The 20,551-nt window shown below is 58.9% G+C and carries 22 protein-coding genes; 5 read left to right on the top strand and 17 right to left on the bottom strand.

Annotation, left to right across the window (positions count from 1 at the left end):
• Positions 1 to 10: 10 nt before the first annotated feature.
• The 10 genes from flgK to flgB form a co-directional block, all read right to left on the bottom strand.
• Positions 11 to 1,948, bottom strand: coding sequence for a flagellar hook-associated protein FlgK (gene flgK / locus ACJSDX_RS05680; RefSeq protein ID WP_407993869.1), 1,938 nt, complete (start codon positions 1,946 to 1,948; stop codon positions 11 to 13).
• A gap of 55 nt (positions 1,949 to 2,003) precedes the next feature.
• Positions 2,004 to 2,885: a flagellar assembly peptidoglycan hydrolase FlgJ gene (flgJ, locus tag ACJSDX_RS05675; RefSeq protein ID WP_407993868.1), complete on the bottom strand. Its 882-nt coding sequence runs from the start codon at positions 2,883 to 2,885 to the stop codon at positions 2,004 to 2,006.
• A gap of 12 nt (positions 2,886 to 2,897) precedes the next feature.
• Positions 2,898 to 4,004 (bottom strand): flagellar basal body P-ring protein FlgI, encoded by a 1,107-nt coding sequence (locus tag ACJSDX_RS05670; protein WP_407993867.1) that lies wholly within the window; start codon positions 4,002 to 4,004, stop codon positions 2,898 to 2,900.
• 10 nt (positions 4,005 to 4,014) lie between these two features.
• Positions 4,015 to 4,683: a flagellar basal body L-ring protein FlgH gene (locus ACJSDX_RS05665; protein WP_309566544.1), complete on the bottom strand. Its 669-nt coding sequence runs from the start codon at positions 4,681 to 4,683 to the stop codon at positions 4,015 to 4,017.
• Between the two features lie 34 nt (positions 4,684 to 4,717).
• Positions 4,718 to 5,503 carry a flagellar basal-body rod protein FlgG gene (gene flgG, locus ACJSDX_RS05660; protein WP_309566543.1) on the bottom strand — a complete coding sequence of 262 codons (786 nt, stop codon included), beginning with the start codon at positions 5,501 to 5,503 and terminating at the stop codon, positions 4,718 to 4,720.
• 74 nt (positions 5,504 to 5,577) lie between these two features.
• Positions 5,578 to 6,318, bottom strand: a complete 741-nt coding sequence (gene flgF, locus ACJSDX_RS05655) for a flagellar basal-body rod protein FlgF (protein WP_407993866.1) — start codon at positions 6,316 to 6,318, stop codon at positions 5,578 to 5,580.
• A 258-nt stretch (positions 6,319 to 6,576) separates the two neighbouring features.
• A complete protein-coding gene (gene flgE / locus ACJSDX_RS05650) occupies positions 6,577 to 7,830 on the bottom strand; it encodes a flagellar hook protein FlgE (RefSeq protein WP_407993865.1) in 1,254 nt (417 codons plus the stop codon).
• 34 nt (positions 7,831 to 7,864) lie between these two features.
• The gene (locus ACJSDX_RS05645; RefSeq protein ID WP_407993864.1) at positions 7,865 to 8,551 is read right to left on the bottom strand and encodes a flagellar hook assembly protein FlgD; all 687 of its coding nucleotides are present in this window, start codon (positions 8,549 to 8,551) and stop codon (positions 7,865 to 7,867) included.
• A gap of 29 nt (positions 8,552 to 8,580) precedes the next feature.
• Positions 8,581 to 8,988 (bottom strand): flagellar basal body rod protein FlgC, encoded by a 408-nt coding sequence (gene flgC, locus ACJSDX_RS05640; protein ID WP_309566538.1) that lies wholly within the window; start codon positions 8,986 to 8,988, stop codon positions 8,581 to 8,583.
• Positions 8,989 to 9,020: 32 nt separating this feature from the next.
• The gene (gene flgB / locus ACJSDX_RS05635) at positions 9,021 to 9,416 is read right to left on the bottom strand and encodes a flagellar basal body rod protein FlgB (RefSeq protein ID WP_309566537.1); all 396 of its coding nucleotides are present in this window, start codon (positions 9,414 to 9,416) and stop codon (positions 9,021 to 9,023) included.
• 232 nt (positions 9,417 to 9,648) lie between these two features.
• On the opposite strand from flgB, the gene flgA reads away from it, so the two are divergent.
• The 3 genes from flgA (at position 9,649) to ACJSDX_RS05620 (ending at position 11,290) form a co-directional block, all read left to right on the top strand.
• A complete protein-coding gene (gene flgA / locus ACJSDX_RS05630; protein ID WP_407993863.1) occupies positions 9,649 to 10,356 on the top strand; it encodes a flagellar basal body P-ring formation chaperone FlgA in 708 nt (235 codons plus the stop codon).
• 152 nt (positions 10,357 to 10,508) lie between these two features.
• Positions 10,509 to 10,811, top strand: coding sequence for a flagellar biosynthesis anti-sigma factor FlgM (gene flgM, locus ACJSDX_RS05625; protein WP_407993862.1), 303 nt, complete (start codon positions 10,509 to 10,511; stop codon positions 10,809 to 10,811).
• A gap of 29 nt (positions 10,812 to 10,840) precedes the next feature.
• On the top strand, positions 10,841 to 11,290 hold the full coding sequence (locus ACJSDX_RS05620) for a flagellar protein FlgN (RefSeq protein ID WP_407993861.1): 450 nt from the start codon (positions 10,841 to 10,843) through the stop codon (positions 11,288 to 11,290).
• 46 nt (positions 11,291 to 11,336) lie between these two features.
• On the opposite strand, the gene motD is transcribed toward ACJSDX_RS05620, so the two are convergent.
• Genes motD through flhB form a run of 7 tightly spaced genes read right to left on the bottom strand, consistent with a single transcriptional unit; the run spans position 11,337 to position 19,056 of the window.
• Positions 11,337 to 12,140 carry a flagellar motor protein MotD gene (gene motD, locus ACJSDX_RS05615; RefSeq protein ID WP_407993860.1) on the bottom strand — a complete coding sequence of 268 codons (804 nt, stop codon included), beginning with the start codon at positions 12,138 to 12,140 and terminating at the stop codon, positions 11,337 to 11,339.
• Positions 12,141 to 12,152: 12 nt separating this feature from the next.
• Positions 12,153 to 12,893 (bottom strand): flagellar motor protein, encoded by a 741-nt coding sequence (locus ACJSDX_RS05610; RefSeq protein ID WP_407993859.1) that lies wholly within the window; start codon positions 12,891 to 12,893, stop codon positions 12,153 to 12,155.
• Complete coding sequence (locus ACJSDX_RS05605; protein ID WP_309566530.1) at positions 12,875 to 13,609, bottom strand: RNA polymerase sigma factor FliA; 735 nt, start codon at positions 13,607 to 13,609, stop codon at positions 12,875 to 12,877. Before ACJSDX_RS05605 ends, ACJSDX_RS05610 begins: the two co-directional genes overlap by 19 nt.
• Positions 13,610 to 13,622: 13 nt before the next feature.
• Complete coding sequence (locus ACJSDX_RS05600; protein ID WP_407993858.1) at positions 13,623 to 14,447, bottom strand: MinD/ParA family ATP-binding protein; 825 nt, start codon at positions 14,445 to 14,447, stop codon at positions 13,623 to 13,625.
• On the bottom strand, positions 14,444 to 15,838 hold the full coding sequence (gene flhF / locus ACJSDX_RS05595; protein WP_407993857.1) for a flagellar biosynthesis GTPase FlhF: 1,395 nt from the start codon (positions 15,836 to 15,838) through the stop codon (positions 14,444 to 14,446). Before flhF ends, ACJSDX_RS05600 begins: the two co-directional genes overlap by 4 nt.
• On the bottom strand, positions 15,835 to 17,907 hold the full coding sequence (flhA, locus tag ACJSDX_RS05590; protein WP_407993856.1) for a flagellar biosynthesis protein FlhA: 2,073 nt from the start codon (positions 17,905 to 17,907) through the stop codon (positions 15,835 to 15,837). Before flhA ends, flhF begins: the two co-directional genes overlap by 4 nt.
• A gap of 3 nt (positions 17,908 to 17,910) precedes the next feature.
• Positions 17,911 to 19,056, bottom strand: a complete 1,146-nt coding sequence (flhB, locus tag ACJSDX_RS05585) for a flagellar biosynthesis protein FlhB (RefSeq protein WP_407993855.1) — start codon at positions 19,054 to 19,056, stop codon at positions 17,911 to 17,913.
• 565 nt (positions 19,057 to 19,621) lie between these two features.
• On the opposite strand from flhB, the gene flhD reads away from it, so the two are divergent.
• Both flhD and flhC read left to right on the top strand, forming a co-directional pair.
• Entirely contained in the window at positions 19,622 to 19,939 is a 318-nt protein-coding gene (gene flhD, locus ACJSDX_RS05580; RefSeq protein WP_011480164.1) for a flagellar transcriptional regulator FlhD, read from the top strand.
• Positions 19,940 to 19,992: 53 nt separating this feature from the next.
• The gene (flhC, locus tag ACJSDX_RS05575; protein ID WP_407994012.1) at positions 19,993 to 20,544 is read left to right on the top strand and encodes a flagellar transcriptional regulator FlhC; all 552 of its coding nucleotides are present in this window, start codon (positions 19,993 to 19,995) and stop codon (positions 20,542 to 20,544) included.
• Positions 20,545 to 20,551: the final 7 nt, after the last annotated feature.

Here is a 20,551-nt window from a genome sequence, read left to right as displayed (position 1 = left end):
CGTTCCTCGTTTATCTGATCGATAGCACTGTTTCAAACAGCGTGCTGGCAATCTGCATCACCTTGCCTGCCGCCTGGTAGGCTTGCTGGTAGCGGATCAGGTTGACTGCCTCTTCATCCAGGTTGACGCCGGATTCGCTTTGCTGCGCGGTAATCGATTGCGCCAGCAGCGCATCCTCGGCAGCCCCCGTGACTTGCAGCTCGCGGGTGCGATTGCCGATGTAGCTCACCAGCTGGTTGAAGGTGTCCTGGTAGGATGCGGTGCCGCTGAGCATGGTCTTCGCGGTTTGCAAGGCAGCCAGTTGCAGCGCGTTGCGGTTATCGCCCGCGGCATTGCTGGTATTGGCCGCAATCGTGAACTGGTCGCCATCCGCAGGGGCGCCGCTCAGGCTGAAGCTGATGCCTGCCACGCTGATAGTGGCGCCGGCGCTGTACGGGACTGTGCTGCCCGCCGGATAAGTCGTGGTGACGCCCGCGCTGGTGGTGACCGTGATGGCCTCGCCGGCGGGGAAGCCGCTCAGGTCGCCGCTGTTGTAGCTCAGGGTGAACGGGCTCGCGAGCGGGGCGCTGGCGTAGCCGTTGCTCACGGTGGCGCCGCTGATCGCGCCGCTGCCGGTGTTGCCGCTCGCAGCCGAAGTCGCGATGACGGGCGCGCCGGCGGCGATGTCAGCGATCTGCTTGACTGCCACGGAGAGATCGGTCGCCGCATTGGCTGTCGGCCTGATGAGGAATTCATCGCCCGTGTTCATGGCGCCGCTTGCCAGGGTGAAGCTGACGCCGTCTATCGTCTGCGGCAGGCTGCCGAAGGTTTGCACGGTATTGTCGCTGAGGCGGGTGACGATGTAGTTCGACCCGTCATAACGCAGGCGGTAGTCGCTTGCTGTCAACAGGTTGGCATCGGTAATGCTGCTGGAAATATCGGCATTGCCAGTATTGCGGCTGCTGGCATTCACCTGGGGTGAGGGGATGTTGAAGAAATTGCCGCCTTGCACGTTGTTGTTGGTCAGGCCTTGCTGGTGCTGGGTGTTGAACGACTGCGCCAGTGCGACGGCGATCTGCCCCAATGTATTCTGGGCCTTGTCCAGGGATTCGCGGCGGTATTCGATCAAGCCGCCGATGACGCCGCCCTGCAGGCTTTGTTCGGAGAGAATGGAGACGGTCGAGCCGACTTGGTAGGCGACTTCCAGCTTGCCCGGGTTTGTGGGCGAGTTGACCGTGGTGAGCGAATACGCGGTCAGTCCGTTGACCAGCGGGATGCCGTTGCCGATGGAGATATTGTATTTGTTGCCGTCCTGCACCACGACGGTACCCTTGATTTCCTTGTTCAGCGCGAGCACCAATTGGTCGCGTTGGTCCAGCAGGTCGTTCGGCGGCTGGCCCGTGCTGGTTGTCGCCAGGTCGATGGCTTCGTTGAGCCGCGCGATTTCCTTGGCGTAGTGGTTGACCGTATTGACGCTGGCGGTAAGCTGCGAATTCACCGAACTCTGCATTTCCTGCAAGCGGGTTCCCAGGCTGTTGAAGCGGCTCACCAAGGCTTCCGCGTTGGACAGCATGGCCTGGCGCGACGCCGCGTCGTTGGGTGCGGACGACAGGTCGTTGATCGAGTCGAAGAAATCCTGGATAGCAGGAGAAAGGCCCGCTTCCGAATCGGCCAGCATGTCGTTGATCTGGTTGATATTGGAAAGCTGGGTGTTGATCGAACTGGCGATGGACTGGCTGTTGCTGATCTGGCGCGACAGCAAGTCGTTGTAGATACGCTTGACCGTGTCGACCTGCGTCCCGTTGCCCAGGTAGCCGAAACCCCAGTTCTGCGCCTGGTTGGTGGACTGCACGATCACCTGGCGCGAATAGCCATCGGTATTGGCATTGGCGATGTTGTGCCCTGTGACGCTGATGCCTACCTGGGCGGCATTGAGTGCAGTTTTGCCGATGTTGAATATATTGGACATGGGGCGTATCGATCAAGGTTACGTAAGTGGGTGAACGGCATAAAATTTGTAAACTTTAAGCGGCCGTGACGTTTTCGATCACCCGCCGCAGCTTGCTGGCGTACTGGGGATCGGTGGCATAGCCCGCGTCCTGCATCGCCTGGGCGTAGCCAGCGGTGCTGCCGGTATTGCCCATTACATTCTCGTAGCGCGGGTTGTTGCGCATCATGTTGGCAAAGTCGCGGAACGAATCGGCATACGAGTCATACGCGCGGAATTTCTCGATGCGCTTTTGCGGCATGCCGTTGATATATTCGGTGGTGAGCGCGTCTACCGTCTTGCCTTTCCAGTTCGGCCCGGCCTTGATGCCGAACAGGTTGTTGCTGGGAGTGCCGTCGGCGCCAGTAATCTGGCGCTTGCCCCAGCCTGTTTCCAGCGCCGCCTGGCCCAGCATCAGGTAGGCGGGGATGCCGCTGTCCTGGCTGGCCGTCTCCGCATGCTGGCTCATCTGCTGCACGAATTCACGCGCATTCTGCGGCAGGGCTTGATTGGTGCTAGTGACGCTGGCCGCCGACTGGCTCGCATTGAGCGGCATGCTTCTCGGGGTGGGGCCCAGGGAATCCAGCGCTTCCGGCGGCACGCTGGTCAACTTGCCTTGCAGCTGGCGGGCCAGCATGTCGGCAAGGCCGGTGCCGCGGTTGGCTATCTGCTGGCTGAGCTGCTGGTCTAGCATTGAAGTAAAAGTGCGGCTTTGCTCGCTGTCGAACATGCTTTCCTTGGGCGTGGCGTCGCGCATGCTTTTCAGCATCATGTTGATCATCAAGGCTTCGAACTGCACTGCCGCGGCCTTGATCGATTCCGGGCTGTTGTCGCGCGCAGCGTATTTCAGGTTGTTCAGGCTGTTGGCATCGGCCGCCATCCTGCCGTTGATATCCGTATTGAGATTGTAGGCAGCCATGTCGCCGTGCTCCTAGATGATTTCCAGGTCGGCACGCAGCGAGCCTGCCGCCTTCATGGCCTGCAGGATGGCCAGCAAATCCTGCGGCGTGGCGCCGATGGCATTCAGCGCCTTCACCACGTCGGCAAGCGAGGTGCCCTTATCCAGTTTGATGACCTTGCCCGGCTCCTTGTTGATTTCCACCTGGGAAACCTGGGTGGCCACCGTCTGTCCGCCGGAGAACGGGCCTGGCTGGCTGATGGCGGGAGCGGTGTTGATGACCACGGAGAGGTTGCCATGGGAAATGGCGCAGTCATCCAGCGTCACGGCCTGGTTCATGACCACGGAACCGGTGCGTGCGTTGAGGATCACCTTGGCCGGGCCCTGGGACGGCTTGACGTCGAGGTTCTCCAGGTTGCCGATGAAGGCGATCCTGTTGGTGTCCATGGGGGGCTGCACCTGGATCACGCGCCCATCGAGCGGCGTGGCGGTGCCATTGCCGAAGCGCTTGTTGATGGCGTCGACCACCATGCTGGCGGTGGAGAAATCGGCTTCCTTGAGCTCCAGCCTGATGGTGCTGGTTTCGGTCAGCTGGCTAGGCACGGCGCGTTCCACGATGGCGCCGGCAGAAATGCGCCCTGCGCCAAGGTGGTTGATCTGCGTGCTGGTGCCGTTGGCGCCCGCTCCCGCGCCGCCGATGACCAGGTTGCCCTGGGCCATGGCATACACCTGGTTGTCCGCGCCCTTGAGCGGGGTCATGAGCAGGGTGCCGCCGCGCAGGCTGCGCGCGTTGCCCATGGAGGATACCGTGACGTCCATGTTCTGGCCGGGCTGGGCGAAGGGCGGCAAGTTGCCGGTGACCATGACAGCGGCCACGTTGCGCAATTGCAGGTTGGTGCCGCTGGGCAGGTTGATGCCCATCTGCTGCATCATGCTGACGATGCTTTGCACCGTGAACGGGGTTTGCGTGGTCTGGTCGCCCGTGCCGTCCAGGCCGACGACCAAGCCATAGCCGATGAGCTGGTTGGAGCGCACGCCCTGGATGGTGGTGAGGTCCTTGATGCGCTCCGCATCGGCCGGCAGAGCCAACAATAAGGCAGCGAGCGCGGAGATCAGGGCGAGAGGGCGTGTGAGTGTCATGGTGTCAACCTTACAAAGGCACGAAGCTCAGGAAGAAGCGGGTGAGGATGGACATCACCTGGGCAGCGTCCATATTGCTGTTGGTGCGGTATTCAATGCGCGCATCGGCAACGCGGCTCGAGGCGACGGTATTGCCGGCGGCGACATACATCGGGTCCACCACGCCTGAAAAGCGCACGAACTCGGTGCCGCGGTCGAACGCTACCTGTTTTTCGCCGCTGACGACCAGGTGGCCGTTGGGCAGGACTTCCGTCACGGTGGCGCTGATGGTGCCGGTGAACACGTTGCGAGAGTTGGATGCGGCGGCATCGTCGTAGGAGTTGTCCGAGGCGGCATTGAAGCTTGCCTTGGGCACGTTGTGGCCGAACAGGCCGGTAATGCCGGCATTGACCGCGCCCGACTTGCTGGCGGAATTGGTGCCCGACTTGGTGGCGGAAGTGTTCTCGGTGATGTTGATGACGATGGTGTCGCCGACCAGGCGCGCACGCTTGTCTTCAAGCAAGGGGCGGTAGGTCGCCGGGCTGTAGATGCCGCCGCTATTATAGGCCGTCTGCACGGGGGCGACGGGGCGCGCAGTATTGGGCGCCTGGGTAATGGTCTTGGGGGTGACGGCGCACCCGCTGCCGAGCAGCAATAGGCCCAATGCCAGCCAGGTCCTTGAGTAGATAAGCGATCGCATATATTGTCCTTTGCCGCCCATGTTCATGCCAGGGTTACAGTTGCGACAGGCGCTGCAGCATCTGGTCCGAAGTGGAAATCGCCTTGCTGTTGATCTCATAGGCGCGCTGGGTCTGGATCATGCTGACCAGCTCTTCCGCCACGTTGACGTTGGAGGTTTCCAGGTATTGGTGTATCAGCAAGCCGGTGCCATTCATGCCGGGCTGGTTGATGTTGGCGGCCCCGGAAGCGGCGGTCTCGATATACAGGTTCTCGCCGCGCGACTGCAGGCCGGCCGGGTTGATGAAGGTCGCTAGCTGGAAGGTGCCGATCTGCACGGCGTTGTTCGGGTTGTCCGGCAACACCACGGACACCGTGCCGTCGCGCGCTACCGTGAGGCTTAGCGCATTCGGCGGGACGATGATGGCCGGCTGCACGGTGAAGCCGCTGGCTGTCACCAGCTGGCCCTGGTTATCAAGCTGGAAAGCGCCATCGCGGGTATAAGCCGTGGAGCCGTCAGGGAGCAGCACCTGGAAGAAACCTTCGCCGCTGATGGCGACGTCCTTGTTGTTGCCGGTCTGCTGCAGGTTGCCCTGGATATGGATGCGTTCGGTCGCCACAGGACGGACGCCGGTACCCAGTTGCAGGCCCGAAGGCAGCTGGGTCTGCTGGGAGGATTGCGCGCCGGGCTGGCGGATGTTCTGGTAGAGCAGATCCTCGAATACGGCGCGGGTTTTCTTGAAGCCGTTGGTGCTGACGTTGGCCAGGTTGTTGGCAATCACGTCCATCTGCGTTTGCTGGGCATCAAGGCCGGTCTTGGCGATCCATAGCGAACGTATCATGGTCTGCTCCTTTGCAATGGCAGCATCGGGCTGCCGGGATTCTGGAATTTAAGGCTATGCTACTCCAGCACCGCTCAACTTAAACTGAAGATCTGACCCGCTTTTGTGGCGTTATTCTCCGCGTTCTGGATCAACTTGGTTTGCAGGTCGAACTGGCGCGCCTGGGAGATCATGTTGACCATTTCTTCCACGACGTTCACATTGCTGCCTTCCAGCGCGCCGCTTGCCACCGTCACCGTGGCGTCGGCGTTCAGGGGCTGGCGGTTCTTGGTCTCGAACAGCCCGTCCGTTCCGCGCACCAGGTCCGCGTCATTCGGGTTGACCAGCTTCAGCCGGCCTATGAGGTTGGTGAACAGCGGCACCACATTGGTGGCAACGGCGGAGACGGTGCCGTCATTGGCAATCGCAATCTTGGCCTCGGGCGGGATCGTAATCGGGCCGCCGTCGCCCACGACCGTGAGGCCGTCCTGGGTTTGCAGGACGCCGTTCTCGTTCAACTTGAAATTGCCGTTGCGGGTGTAAGCCTCGGTGCCATCCGGCCTTTGCACCGCAAACCAGCCGCGGTCGCGGATGGCGACGTCGAGCTCGCGGCCGGTGGTGTTGATGACCCCGCTGTTGAAATTCGTGCCTACCGTGGCATCGACAACGAATGCGCGGGTGGGCAGGCCGTCGCTCAACACGGGAACCGCACGGAAACTGTCTATCTGGGCACGGAAGCCGGTCGTCGTGGAGTTCGCCAGGTTGTTGGCCGTGGTCGATTGCTGCTCCATGATGTGTTTCAGGCCGGTCATGGCGGTATAGATCAGGCGGTCCATGGTGGTTCCTTTCTCTTGTTAGCGGTTAACAAAACTCTCCTGGCGTTGTTGCTCTGCCTTGCCGTACTACTTGTATTGTCTGCGGCAGAGCGCTCAGGAGCGCTTCGCTGAGTTTTGTTAACCGCTTTTATTACTGTAATGGTTGGATGGCTTTGCATTCGCGCGTAGAACAAGGCGGGCTGCCGCAGACCGTGCTTTTCGCATGGCAAGGCAGCCCAAGGCGGTTATACGCTTGAAGGCGAATCCATGTTCAATCAATCAACGCAGGTTGACCAAGGTCTGCATGATCTGGTCCTCGGTCTTGATGGTTTGCGCATTGGCCTGGTAGACGCGCTGCGCGGTGATCATATTGACCAGTTCAGCCGTCAGGTCGACGTTGGAATCCTCCAAACGGTAGGATTGCAGCACGCCCAGGCCGCCGGAGTTGGCAACGCCGATGATGGGAGGGCCGGACTCGGAAGTTTCAGCCCATTGGTTGTCTCCCAATGGCTGGAGGCCGTTGAGGTTGCGGAAGTTGGCAAGAGCGACTTGGCCCAGTATCGCGCTTTGACCGTTGGAGTAGCGGCCGAGAATGGAACCGTCGGAGCCTACGCTGAAGCTCGACAAACGGCCCGCGCTGTAACCATCCTGCCCAAGGTCGCTTTCGCTGAAGGAGTTGGCGAACTGAGTGCTGCCAGCCAGATTCAAGGTAACCGACATGGGGGTGAGGCCGCCGGTTCCGACCGGAATGCTGATGTTCGGGGTCGCCGGAGTGATTGTCGGATTGATGCCTGAGCCGGTGAATACCATGGTGCCGACAGGAACGGGCGGCGTGCCCACGGGCGTCTGGACGCCATCTGCGCTTGCCATGATTGTCCATGTGGTGGTGGCGGGCGTTACGGCGGTATCAACGCCTGTCTTGAGGTAATACAGCTGCACCGCATGCGAGTTGCCCAGCGAGTCGAACACCTCGATCGGGGTCGAGTGGCTGTAAGTGCTGGGGTCGTTGATGTCGAACAGATCCGGGTCCAGGATGTCCGCGCGTGAGTCCAGGTTCAACGGCCCGGTAATGGAGGTGGTGGCGCGCGGAGCAAGGTCAGCGGCATCAATGCGCAGTTCAGTCAGGGCGCCGGTCTGGATTTGGCCGTTGACTAGGGCATATCCTGTCAAGCGCTGCCCGGAAGCGTTCTCGATATAACCATCCTTGCTCAACTGGAACTGTCCGTTGCGGCTGTAGGTGATGGCACCGTTGTCGCTCATGCGGAAGAAGCCGTTGCCATTGATGGCCACGTCCAGCGGGTTTTGCGAGTTGGAAATGTTGCCTTGCGTGAATTGCTGGGTGATCGCGGCGATCTTGGTGCCGATGCCGATCTTGGACGCGTTGCCGCCGCCCAGGGAGTTGGCATAGACGTCGGCGAACTCCGTGCGCGATTGCTTGAAGCCCACGGTGCTCGCATTGGCAACGTTGTTGCCGATGACTTCAATGTTCTTGGAAGCGGCGTTGAGCCCGCTCAAACCCTGTTGGAAAGCCATGTTGTTCTCCTGGTGGTAGATACCTGGGTTGTGGTTAGAAAATCTGCTTGATCTGGTCTGTGGTAATTGCTGCCAAATTGCTCAGGTTGAGCTTGACGCCGTCGCTGCCGGTGGACACGCTCATGACCTGTTCATAGCTGAGCGTGGTCGACGCAACGGTGCTGTTGCCCGTGGTTGCGGTCGCTTCGATGGTATAGCGGCCGTCTGTCAGTTTCGCGCCGTCGTCGCCATAGCCATCCCAGCCCAGGGGCGTGATGCCCGGTTGCTGGTTGGTCACTGTGAGGGTTCTCACCACCTTGCCTGAGCTGTCCTTGATATTGACGGTGAGCTTGTCCGCACCGACAGGCAGCTCGACGCCGAAATAGGCAGCGGACTCGCCCTCGGTTTCGGTAGGGGCAAGATAGGTGCTGTTGCCTTCCACCAGGACAGTATTGCCGATCAGGCTGGAGGCTTGCAGGGCCTGTGTCGCCTGCATGCTGCTGATGAACGTGGACAGCGTGGCGTTCATCTTCTCGATCCCGGTCACGGTGGACAGTTGCGCCATCTGGCTCGTCACCTCGGCGTTGTCCATCGGGTTGAGCGGGTCCTGGTTCTTCATCTGGGCGATCAGCAGCTTCATGAACCGGTCCTGGGTTTCGGAAATGCTGCTGGCATTGCTGGTGGAGCTAGTGCCGTTCATGCTGGTGAGCAGTGAATCGGAAATGCCTGAGGTGCTTGCCATGATCGTTACTCGCTTTCAGGGTCTAAGGTTTATTGGCCGATGGTCAGGGTCTTGAGCAGCATGGATTTGGCTGCGTTCATGGTTTCAACATTGTTCTGGTACGACCTGGATGCCGAGATCATGTTGACCATCTCTTCGGTGACGTTGACGTTGGGCATGGCGACATAGCCATTGGCGTCAGCCAGGGGGTGCTTGGGATCGTACTTGAGCTGCGGCGGCGCCTGGTCTTCCACGACCTGCTGCACCTTGACGCCTTGCGCATCGCCGTTGGGGTTCACCGGCACGGCGGAAAACACAATATGCTTGGCGCGGTAGGGCTGGCCGTTGGAGCTGGTCACGCTATCGGCATTGGCCAGGTTGCTTGCCACGACGTTCAGGCGCTGGCCCTGCGCACTCATGGCCGACCCGGAAATATTGAATACATTAAAAAGTGACATTCACGTCTCCTTCAAGATTTAGGCGGCCGCCATTACTGGCCTTGTATCGCGGACAGCAGCTTCTTGATCTGCCCGCTGATCATGGTGGCGCTGGCTTCGTAGCGTAATGCGTTGTCGGCGAACTGGTTGCGTTCCACGTCCATGTCGACCGTATTGCCGTCGACGCTGCCCTGGATAATGGAGCGGTACAGCACGCCGTTCTGATGGCTGGCGGTGGCGGGGATATGGCCGGGGTTGGTGGTATCCGCTTTCAGTCCGCCGGAGGCGCCGGCGAGGGCCTGTTTGAAAGTGTCGGCAAAATTGATGTCGCGCGCCTTGTAGCCCGGGGTATCGGCATTGGCGATATTGGCCGCCAGCAGTTCCTGGCGTTGCCCGCGCACGCGCAGCGCGGTTTCATGGAAATTGAGTGCGGCATCCAGCTTGTTCATCGTACAACCTCCCTTGCTAACGGCGGCGGTCAAGAAATGCGTGCGACTGCCGTTATTTCAGATGATTGCGAGTCTAGAACCTGTCGTGCAAATTCCATTGCATGAACAACGGGGAAATTCCCCTCTTGTTTCCTGCTTATGTACTTGCATGCCTCAGTAAAATGCACCTTGATCTGAATTCCAACCACTATCCTGAATGAATAGTGCCAACCCGGAGCCGAGGAGGGGTGCAATGAAGCGAGTATATATCACTGGGCGTATCGCTGCCTTGCTGATTGCTTGCCTATGCGGGATGCCGGTGCATGCAGCGGCCAACTACCAGGATTTGACGCAGCTGCGGGTCCAGGTAGAGCAGTTCTTGTTGAGCCAGAGTGCAGGAATGCCCGGCAAGGTGTCGGTATCGGCAGTCGCCGTGGACTCGCGCCTCAAGCTGGCAAGTTGCGACAATCTACAGATGTCATTGCCTCCCGGCAGCAAAATCTGGGGACGGACCAGCGTGGGCGTGCGCTGCAATGCGCCGCAAGTCTGGACCATCTATGTACAGGCCAACGTGCAGGTCATGGCGGAATACCTGATTGCCGCAGGCCCGCTCGCGCAAGGGCATATCATTACCGAGCAGGATCTGGCCAAGAGTCAGGGGGATCTTGCCAAGCTGCCGCCGGGCGTGTTCACGGATGCGAGTCAGGCGGTCGGACGAGCGGTATACGTGCCGCTGAGCGCAGGCACGGTGCTGCGGCAGGAAATGCTGCGCGTATTGCCGGTCGTGCAGCAGGGGCAGAAAGTTGTGCTCAACACCATAGGCGAAGGCTTCAAGGTGTCGGCGGAAGGCACGGCGCTGAGCAACGCGGGCGAAGGCCAGCGTGTGAAGGTGAAGGTGGGCAACGGCCAGGTGGTCAGCGGGCTGGCGCGCCAGGGCGGCTTGATTGAGGTCATTTTCTAGCGCAGTCATACTCAAGGCATTTTCGATACGGGCTTTGTGACTTTGGCAAAAGGCTTTAAACTTTTTTACTAAAGTTAACAAAAATGCCGCCGATAAGAGCAATATATCGGTATGCGGTTTTGCCGTAGATGAAACTAGCTTAAGGAATTGCCATGAAAATTGATGACGCACTTCAGAAAGCGGTTGCGCTTAGCAATGACAAGACTGAGAACAGGCCTGCTCCTCGCACCAGCGAGACCAAAACGCCTGTTGCTGGCGAAAGTGTCACCTTGTCCCCCTTGGCTTCGCAATTGCAATCCATCGAAGCCGCCGGAGCCAATGAGCAAGTATATGACGCGGACAAAGTCAGCGCGATCAAATCTGCTATTTCCAGCGGCCAGTTCAGGGTTGACTCTGAAAAGGTCGCAGATGGCCTTATCAACACAGTAAAAGACCTGTTGACAGCCCAACGTTAAGGCTGCGCAGGAAGAAAGGGTATCCTGACATGACCACAGCCAGCTTCGAGCGTGAAATTGCGTTGACCGACAACCTGCTGGAGCTTTTGAAGCGCGAGCAGGCCTGCCTGGTCAAGGTGGATGTGGATGCCATGGAAGGCTTGCTCAATGAAAAGTCCCGCGTCTTGCAGGACATCAACGCCACTACCCAGGCCCGTTACCAAGCGGTGGCAGCCTTGGGCTTCGGTACGGACGAGCGCGGCCTTGCCGCCTGGATCGCAGCCCAGGATGTCGTCATCCAGGAGTCCTGGAGCAGGTTCCAGGGCCTGATAGACCAGGCCAAAGAGCTCAATCGCGTGAATGGCGTCCTGATCAACAAACAGTTCCATCGCAACCAGCAGGTGCTCGACACCTTGGGCAGGCCGCCGTCCGCAGGACAGTTCTACGGCCCGAACGGCCAAGCCAGTTCGGGTTCAGGCCTCTACAATGCGCATGCCTGAAAGATAGTACAAGGATAACGAAAAGCCGGGATGTTTCCCGGCTTTTTTATTGCTGGATGTCTGCAGCTTGGAGTTTCTCGGGTTTGCGGTAGAGCACCATGATAGAGACGCGGCGGTTCTGCGCGCGCCCTTCGGCGGTCTCGTTGTCAGCGACGGGTTGCGTGTCGCTATAACCGACCGCGCTGAGCCGTTCTGCGTTGATGCCGTTTTCTATCATCTTGCGCACTACGCTGGTGGCACGCATCGAAGACAGCTCCCAGTTGGAGGGAAACTGGGCATTGCTGATCGGGGCGTTGTCGGTGTGGCCTTCCACCTGGATGGCATACTGCTGGTCAGCCAGCACCTGGGTGATTTCATTGATGGGAGCGTTCGCTTCCGCCTTGATGGCGGCCGAGCCTGCCTGGAACAGCACGCCGTCGGCAATGTCGATGCGTACGCCCCGGCTGGTCTTGCTGATGTTGATCTTGCCGTTCGTGGCCAGGCTGCCGAGCGTGCGATTCAGGTTGGCGATCATGGCGCTGATGTTTTCCTGTTCCTGGCGCTGTTTTTCCTTCTGCAGGCGTGCCAGCGGCAGGGCGTTGATCAACGAGCTGGTGGGAGGGGTCTTGAGGACACTCTTACCTGCGGGGGACTTGGCGTCGGGCGGAGGATTCGCCTCTTTGTCGGGCGGGGTGCCGCTGAATGCGCTGCCCAACGCGGAGGTGAGTTCCTTGTATTTCTGGTCGTTGACCGACGAAATGCCATACATGACCACGAAGAAGGCGAACAGCAGGGTAATGAAGTCGGCGTAGGAGACTAGCCAACGGTCATGGTTGTCCGGGTCATCCTCAAATTTTCTTCTTCTTCCCATATCGCCCTGAGATTAGCGTAAGTATGCATTCAAGCGCTCTTCCACGATCTTGTGGTTTTCGCCATTCGCGATTCCCACCATGCCCTCGACCACCATTTCGCGGCGTGTGGTCTCCAGTTGCACAAGCGCCTTGAGCTTGTTGGCGACCGGCAGGAAGAGCAGGTTGGCAAAGCCGACGCCGTAGATGGTCGCAACGAAGGCAATCGCGATGCCGCTGCCCAGCTTGCTCGGGTCGGAAAGGTTCTCCATGACATGGATCAGGCCGAGCACTGCGCCCAGGATGCCGATGGTCGGGGCGTAGCCGCCGGCCGCTTCCCATATTTTGACTGCGTTGCGCTGTGCTGCCTCATAGCGGTTGATATCCACGTTGCAGATATCGCGGATTTTCTCGGGGGGCGTGCCGTCTATCACCAGACGCAATGCCGTTTTCACGAAGGAGTCCGGTTCCGAGTACATATGGTTTTCCAGCAGCAGGATGCCGTCCTTGCGCGCAATCTGGCTCCAGGTGCTGATGCGGCGCGCCAGTTTTTCCCTGTCGTCCGCCGGGGGCAACACCACCCATTTCAATAGGCGTATCCCCTGGATGAAGAACACGGGGCGGGTTTGCAACAGCACCGCGCCTATGGTGCCGAACAGCACGATCATGAATGCGGCGGGCTGGATGAGCGAGCTGAACTTGCCGCCCTCAAGCGCTTGCCCAAGCAGGATGCCGGCAAGGGCGAGGAGTATGCCGCCTAGGCTGCTCCAGTCCACAACTTTTCTTTCAGGTTGGTGCGCAGGCGTGCAACAGCCTGGGTGTGCAATTGGCAAACCCGGGATTCGGATACGCTCATGATGGCGCCGATTTCCTTGAGGTTCATTTCTTGTTCGTAGTAGAGGCCCATGAGGATTTTCTCGCGTTCCGGCAGCGAGTCGATGGCGTCGATCAATGCTTCGCGGAAGTCGGTGGAAAGCAAGGCTCTCAGCGGGTCTCCGGAGTCATCGGACTGATAGCGGTCCAGGAAGTGGTCGCCGCTGTCCTGCTCGCTGAAATCTTCGTAATAGATGAGCTGGTGCCCGCTGCAGTCATCCAGCATTTCTTGGAAATCATCCATGGAAAGGTTGAGTTCGCGCGCAATTTCGCCCTCGGTGGGCGGCCGGCCGAGTTTCTGCTCCAGCAGGTGCACGGCCGTCTCGACATCGCGCATGTTCTTGCGCACGCTGCGCGGCAGCCAGTCGGCGCGGCGCAGCTCGTCGATCATGGAGCCGCGGATGCGTTGTGCGGCATAAGTCTCGAATTGCGCGCCATGGTTGTCTTCATAGCGGTTGGTGGCATCGAGCAGCCCCATCATGCCGGCCTGTATCAGGTCGTCGATATCGACGCTGGCGGGCAGCTTGGCCTTGAGCTGGTAAGCAATTTTCTTGACCAGGCTTGCATGCTGCTTCAGCAGTTCTTCCTTCGGGCTGGTTTTTCCATGCAAGGTGTACATCACTTGGGTCCTCTTAGCTGAGCGACGTTTCCAATAAACCATGATTATGGTCTATTTTGCCCGCTAATGCCTTAAATGCTGCCGCGGCCTTGGTCATGGGGAAGGCTTCGATGACGCTGCGGCCGAGTTTCGCGGCGATGCCCAGATGTTCGTCGGACGGGATCAGCCCGGCAAAGTTGAGCTCGATATAAAGGTGCCGGCGCGCCACTTCTGCAATGTTGTTGAAGACGACGCGCGCCTGCGCCTCGCTGGCATGCGACACCACGATGCCGAAAGAGCGCCTGCCTATCTGGCCGCATAGTTGCTTGATCAGGGTGTAAGCCTGGGTAATGGAACCGACATCCCGTGTCATGTGTATCAGTATCTCCCCATGATGTAGTACGTCCAGCGGCATGGCGTCTTGAGCGTTGAGCGCCGCATCCACCAGAACGATGTCGTGCTGGCTCGCCATGGCCAGGAACACCCGCTCGAGCTGCTGTTTGATGTTGTCGTTTTGCAGAAAACGGCCGGCGGAATTTCCTGACAGCAATTTTGCAACAGAATAGCCTTGGCTGTCATTGTTTATTAACGGCTGGTGCAGTTCCGGCCGCATGATGGCTTCCAGCAATGTTCCCTGCTCGGCATTGATGCCGTAATGGCCGACCTCGCGCATCAAGGCGCTGGTCGCCTCCACGATCAGCACCTTGTTTCCTTGCCGGTAAAGCGGGGCGGCAAGGTTGGTCATGAATCTGGCGTGCTCAGGTTTGCTGGCCGCGGAAAGCAGGGAGATGATCCTGGGCTTGGGGCCTGCCATGAGGCGGCGCAGGCCGGCCGCCTGGTCTTTATGCTGTTGGTTCATGCGAGGCCTCCTGCGATTTTTCCGCTGCTGGCGATGTTGGCCATCAGGAACGGCATTTCCGCATCGCGGAACTGGAATTGCTCCGCCTTCTTGCGCGTCATCTTGAATGCATGGTGCGCGAGGAAGTTGTTGTTGGCGATATGGATGTCCTCGGGCACGCGCTGGCCGTTGGCGACGTAATACAGCTTGAGGCGCTCTCGGATGGTGATGTCGAGCACGCTGCCGATCGAGGCGGCCTCGTCCAGCTTTGTGATGATGCCGCCGTCCAGGCCGTAGCGTTTGTAGACGTCCATGACGTCGGCCAGGGTTTCGCCGGAGCTGGTGGCGTTCATGCACAGGATCTTCTTGATCGGCAGGCCGGTCTTGGACAGCATGGCAATTTGCTCCGCCACCATGCGGTCGCGCTGGCTGACGCCTACCGTGTCGATCAGGATGGTGTGCTTGCCCTTGAGCTCGTTCAGGGCAATGCGCAGGTCGGCCTCGTCCTTGACCGCATGCACCATGACGCCGAGGATCTTGCCGTAGATGCGCAATTGCTCGTGCCCGCCTATACGGTAAGAGTCGGTCGTGATCAGGGCCAGTTTTCCCGGGCCGTGCTTCATCACGAAGCGGGCGGCAAGTTTGGCGGTGGTGGTGGTCTTGCCGACGCCGGTCGGGCCGACCAGCGCATAAATGCCGCCCTGGTCGAGAATCTGTTGTTCGTCGGTGATGGTGTTGATGTTGTTGCTGAGCACGTTGTGCAGCCATTTCATGGCTTCGGCCTCGCTGTGGCCAGCAGGGACTTTTTCGGCAATCTGGCGCGAGAGGCCGGCGCTGAAGCCGGCCGAGATCATCTTGCCGAGCACGCTGGACTTCACCGGGTCGCGTTGCTGGATATTGGTCCAGGTGATTTCGGTCAGCTGCGACTCGATGGCGCCGCGCATGGAGCGCAGCTCCTGCATCATATTGGCCATTTCGCGCTGGGCCATGCGGTCTTGAGCGGCCTGTTCGCTCACCGGCTGGGCATTGTTCTTCACCAGGGGCTTGGCGACTTGGGGCGTGGTTGCCTGGATCTCAGGACGTACGGGCTGCTTGCTTGCGGCTTGCGCGCGCTGTTGCTGCAGCGCCTTGTGGTTCAGCGGCTCCGCCGTTTTCAGGATGCGCTGGTTGCGGCTCAGCATGGATACCAGGGTTTCTTCCACCTCCGGCACAGGAGCCTGCGCCTTGGCGGCGACCGGCTTCGGTTTGTCGCGCGCCACCAGCGTCGCCATGTCCTCCTCGCGGAACGCCAGGATTTCGTTACCGCCTTCGACGGCACGGTTGGAGAGGATGACGGCATTGGCTCCCAGTTCTTGCTTGACCATGTTCAGGGCTTCGCGGGAGTTTTTTCCGAAGTAACGTTTGATGTTCATGCTTGGCCTCCAATTAGGCTGGTAACGCGTATGGTTTTGGTGTCAGGAAGTTCTTCATGCGAGAGCACACGCAGGCGCGGGGCTGCGCGGCGCAGGAATCTGGATAGTGCGGTGCGCAGCGAGCCGGGAACCAGCAGCACCGGGGCCAGGCCCATTTGCTCCTGCTGTTTGGCCGCATTGGCGGTCTGGGTCGAGAGGGTCTCCGCCAGCCCCGGCTCGATGGCCGCGCCGCCATTGGCGCTGGCTTGCAATGCCTGCATCAGCAAGCGTTCCAGGTTGTGGTCCAGGGTCATGACCGGCACCTCGTTGCCGGTGGGGAACAGCTGCTGCACGATGGCGCGCCCGAGCTGGATGCGTACCAGCGAGGTGAGCTCGTCGGTGTCCTGGGTGCGCGGGCCATGCTCGGACAGGGTTTCGATGATGGTGCGCATGTCGCGGATATGCACGCCTTCCATCAGCAGGTTCTGCAGCACTTTCTGCACGCTGGACAGGCTGAGCGACTTGGGCACCAGGTCTTCCACCAGCTTGGGCGATTCCTTGCCCACATGGTCGAGCAATTGCTGTACTTCCTGGCGGCCCAGCAATTCCGCCGCGTGTGAAGTGATCATGTGGTTGAGGTGGGTGGCGATCACCGTGCTGGTATCGACCACGGTATATCCCATTGCTTGCGCCTGGTCGCGGATGTTGGCTTCGATCCATACCGCAGGCAGCCCGAATGCGGGATCGGTCGTGGCCGTGCCGCTGAGCGGGCCGGTGACGTTGCCCGGGTCGATTGCCAGGTATTGGCCGGGAAAGGATTCGCCGTTGCCGATCTCGACGCCCTTCAATGTGATGCGGTAGCCTGCAGGGCGCAGCTCCAGGTTGTCGCGGATATGGATGGGCGGGGGCAGGAAGCCGACTTCCTGGGCGAATTTCTTGCGCAACCCCTTGATGCGCTTCAACAAGTCGCCGCCCTGGGCGACATCGACGAGGGGGATCAGCCGGTAGCCGACTTCCAGGCCGATGACATCCACAGGCATCACGTCGTCCCAGCTGGCTTCCGGGGAATCGGTGGCTGGCGCAGGCGTTTTTTCAGGTTCGGCTTCCTTGACTTGCTGTTTCTTTTCGGCTGCATAGGCAATGCCGGCCAGCAAGCCTGCAAGCAGCAGGAAGGCGAAGTGGGGCATGCCGGGGATCAGGCCCAGGCCGGCAATGATGGCAGCGGTGATATAGATGGCGCGGGGATTGGCAAACAGCTGTTCCGTCAACTGGTTGCCGATGTCGCGATCGTCGGCAACCCGGGATACGACGACGCCGGCAGCCACCGAAATGATCAGGGCTGGAATCTGCGCCACCAGGCCGTCGCCGATCGCCAGCAGGGTATAGTTCTTGACCGCGTCGGCAAAGCTGAGATCGTGCTGAACCATGCCGACGATCAAGCCCCCGAGGATGTTGATCACGATCACCAGGATGCCTGCCACCGCATCGCCGCGCACATACTTGCTGGCGCCGTCCATGGCGCCGTAGAACTCGGCTTCCTGCCCAATTTCCTTGCGGCGGCTGCGTGCCTCTTCCTCGCCGATCAGGCCGGCGTTCAGGTCCGCATCGATCGCCATTTGCTTGCCGGGCATCGCATCCAGGGTGAACCGCGCGCCGACTTCCGCAATCCGGCCCGCCCCCTTGGTGACGACGACGAAGTTGATGATGGTCAGGATGACAAATACCACGATCCCCACGGTGTAGTTGCCGCCGATCAGGAAATGGCCGAACGCTTCGATCACCTTGCCGGCCGCATCCGGGCCGGTGTGTCCTTCCGTCAATACGACACGGGTGGAGGCGACGTTGAGCGAAAGCCGCAGCATGGTGGTGACCAGCAATACGGTCGGGAAGGCGATGAAATCCAGCGGCTTGGAGGTTTGCAGGCCAACCAGCAGCACCAGAATGGAGAGCGCGATATTGAAACTGAACAAGGCATCCAGTGCGATCGCTGGCAATGGCAGGATCATCATGGCGAGCAGCATGATGATAATGATGGGCGCCGCCATCGAGGCTCCGCCGTTCAGCCACGAAGGGAGTTTGAAAGCATTCATGACTTAGTTGGCTCCTTTCATATGGGGGTCCATCGCGTCCGGCACGTCCAATGCGGTCGGCATGTCGGGGTAGTAGCCGCCATGCGTCTTGTAGCTGCGCAGCTGGAAGATATAAGCCAGGATTTCGGCGACGGCGGCATAGAGCGCCTGCGGGATTTCATCGCCCAGTTCGGTATGGGCGAAAAGCGCCCGCGCCAGCTTGGGGGATTCAAGGATCGCGACTTTATGTTCGCCGGCGATTTCCCTGATCTTGAGCGCGATATCGTCGGCGCCCTTGGCGATCACGCGCGGCGCCGCCATGGATTGGTCGTCATACTTGATGGCAACGGCATAGTGGGTCGGGTTGGTGATCACCACATCTGCCTTGGGAATCTCGGCCATCATGCGGCGGCGCGCCATTTCACGTTGCTGCTGACGGATACGCCCCTTGATTTGCGGGTTGCCTTCGCTTTCCTTGGCTTCCTGCTTGACCTCTTCCTTGGTCATCTTCAGCTTGTTGTTGTAGCTCCAGCGCTGGTAGGGCACGTCGATCAGCGCAATCAGTACCAATGCGGATACGATGAAGAGGAACCCCTTGATCAGGATGCCGTCCACCTGGGCGATACCGGTTTCCAGGGGTTGCGTCGACAGCGAGAGCAGGGTATCGAAGTCGTGCGCCATCACCATGTAGGAAACAGTGCCTACCAGTGTTGCCTTCAATATGGCCTTGACCAGCTCCACCAGCGAATTCTTCGAAAACAGGTTCTTTATGCCGTTGAGCGGGTTGAGCTTGCCGAATTTGGGGGTGAATGCCTTGTTGCTGAAGTTCCATCCGCCTACCAGCACCGGGGCCCCTATAATCACGACCAACAGCAGCAGGACCAAGGGCGCAAACGCAATCAGCAATTCCAGGATCCCGCTCGCAATCTTGCTGAGCAACAGGCTGAAGTCGAAGGCGGCCTCGCGGCTGATGCGCAGGTTGCTGTTCATATTGCTCAGCATGGCCTGGTTGAGCCGGCCGCCCAGCATCATGAGGCCAAGGCCGCCAGCCATCAGCACCACGCAAGTGGAAAACTCGCGCGAACGCGGCACGTCGCCGTCCTCGCGGGCTTTTTCTATGCGCCGCGGCGTGGGCTGTTCCGTTTTTTCCAAATCACTATCTTGCGCCATGCTCGTCCGTTCCCTGATGCAGGCAATAAGTATTTTCTGTACACGTTGCCTTTCACGATGGCTGCATTATTCGTCACGGACAAAGCAATGAAATCGAAGAATAGAAGGGGGAAAACCAGTTATTCCTGATAAAAAAGTTAAAAATTTTTTGAGGAAATTCCTAAAGTTTGGGTAAACCATGCCGATAGATAGTTTGTATGGAAAATTTTCTCGAATAAATTTCCATATTAATTAGTAGCTTATAAAATTTTCGCAAATTTTTTTAAATTTGCCCTAAAGATTGACCAAGCGCTGCCGTTAAGCGGATATGGTTGCAAAAAATATTTTGAGGGATGCAAATCGTTAGATTGAGTTAGTGACTGAAAATTAGCAGTACTCCTCCTCTGAAAGCCTTATCTCCCAAGGCCGGTACGGTGTTTGTAAGACAAACACCGTACCGGCTGTGTTCGTTCGTCTTACGTAAAAAACCGACAGACGCTAGTTTTTTCATGATCCCAAAAAGTTCAAAGTACGCCTCACCTGCACTGCACATAGCAGCGCTGACTTCTAAGCAAGGGAGCTGGAAATGAACGAACAAGAAATCATGGCAGAGATTAAAGATGCTAACCTCAGTTATCTGATGCTGGCGCAACAAATGATTCGTGCAGACAAGGCTAGTGCAATTTTCCGCCTTGGGCTGAGCCAAGAGATTGCAGATTTGCTGGAAGGTCTGAGCAATGCGCAACTGCTGAAGCTGAGCAGCTTCAATATGATGCTGACACGTTTCCGCTTCGATGACACCGCGATTCTGGGCATGCTGACCAGCTACACCAAGGATCGCATGCAGGCACAAGCCCATGCCGCCATCTTGATGGCGGGCCAGGGTGTTGAAGAAATCGCCTGAAGATAAAAAGTATTCAGTCGCAAGCATCGGCAGTTCATTGGGTATCGGGGGGTATCATGAGTAAGAGCGTCATCAACGAAGCAGAGCAGATCCAGTTGGCCATCCAGATGATTCATCTTGGCGCGAGGCTGCAACTGCTCGAATCCCAAACAACTTTGTCTCGTGAACGCTTGATCAAGCTATATAAGGAAATCAAGGGCATGTCGCCGCCTAAGGGCATGCTTCCCTTTTCGACCGACTGGTTCCTGACCTGGCAGCCGAATATCCATTCCTCGATTTTTGTGAATATTTATCACTTCCTGATCCAGCATGCAGGCGTGACGGGAATCATAGCCGTCATGAAGGCTTACAGGCTGTATCTGCAGCAGGTGGGAAGCGAACCTGACGATGACGAGGTGGTGTTGTCGCTGACACGCGCCTGGACCCTGATCCGTTTTCTCGATAGCAATATGCTGAAGATGCAACGCTGCAGCTGCTGTGGCGGCGAGTTTGTCGTAAACGCCTACGACCTCCATGAGCGTTATCAGTGCAACCTTTGCCATGTGCCTTCACGCGCCGGCAAGACCAAGAAAGCCAAGGAGCAGGCGGCAGCATTGATCGCGTAATCGTGAA

Origin of the sequence: Methylobacillus draconifructus, from assembly GCF_045984355.1 — a bacterium.
Lineage (GTDB): Bacteria > Pseudomonadota > Gammaproteobacteria > Burkholderiales > Methylophilaceae > Methylobacillus > Methylobacillus flagellatus_A.
The sequence above is the reverse complement of the archived record's forward strand: the minus strand, read 5'-3'. Positions and strand labels throughout refer to the sequence as shown.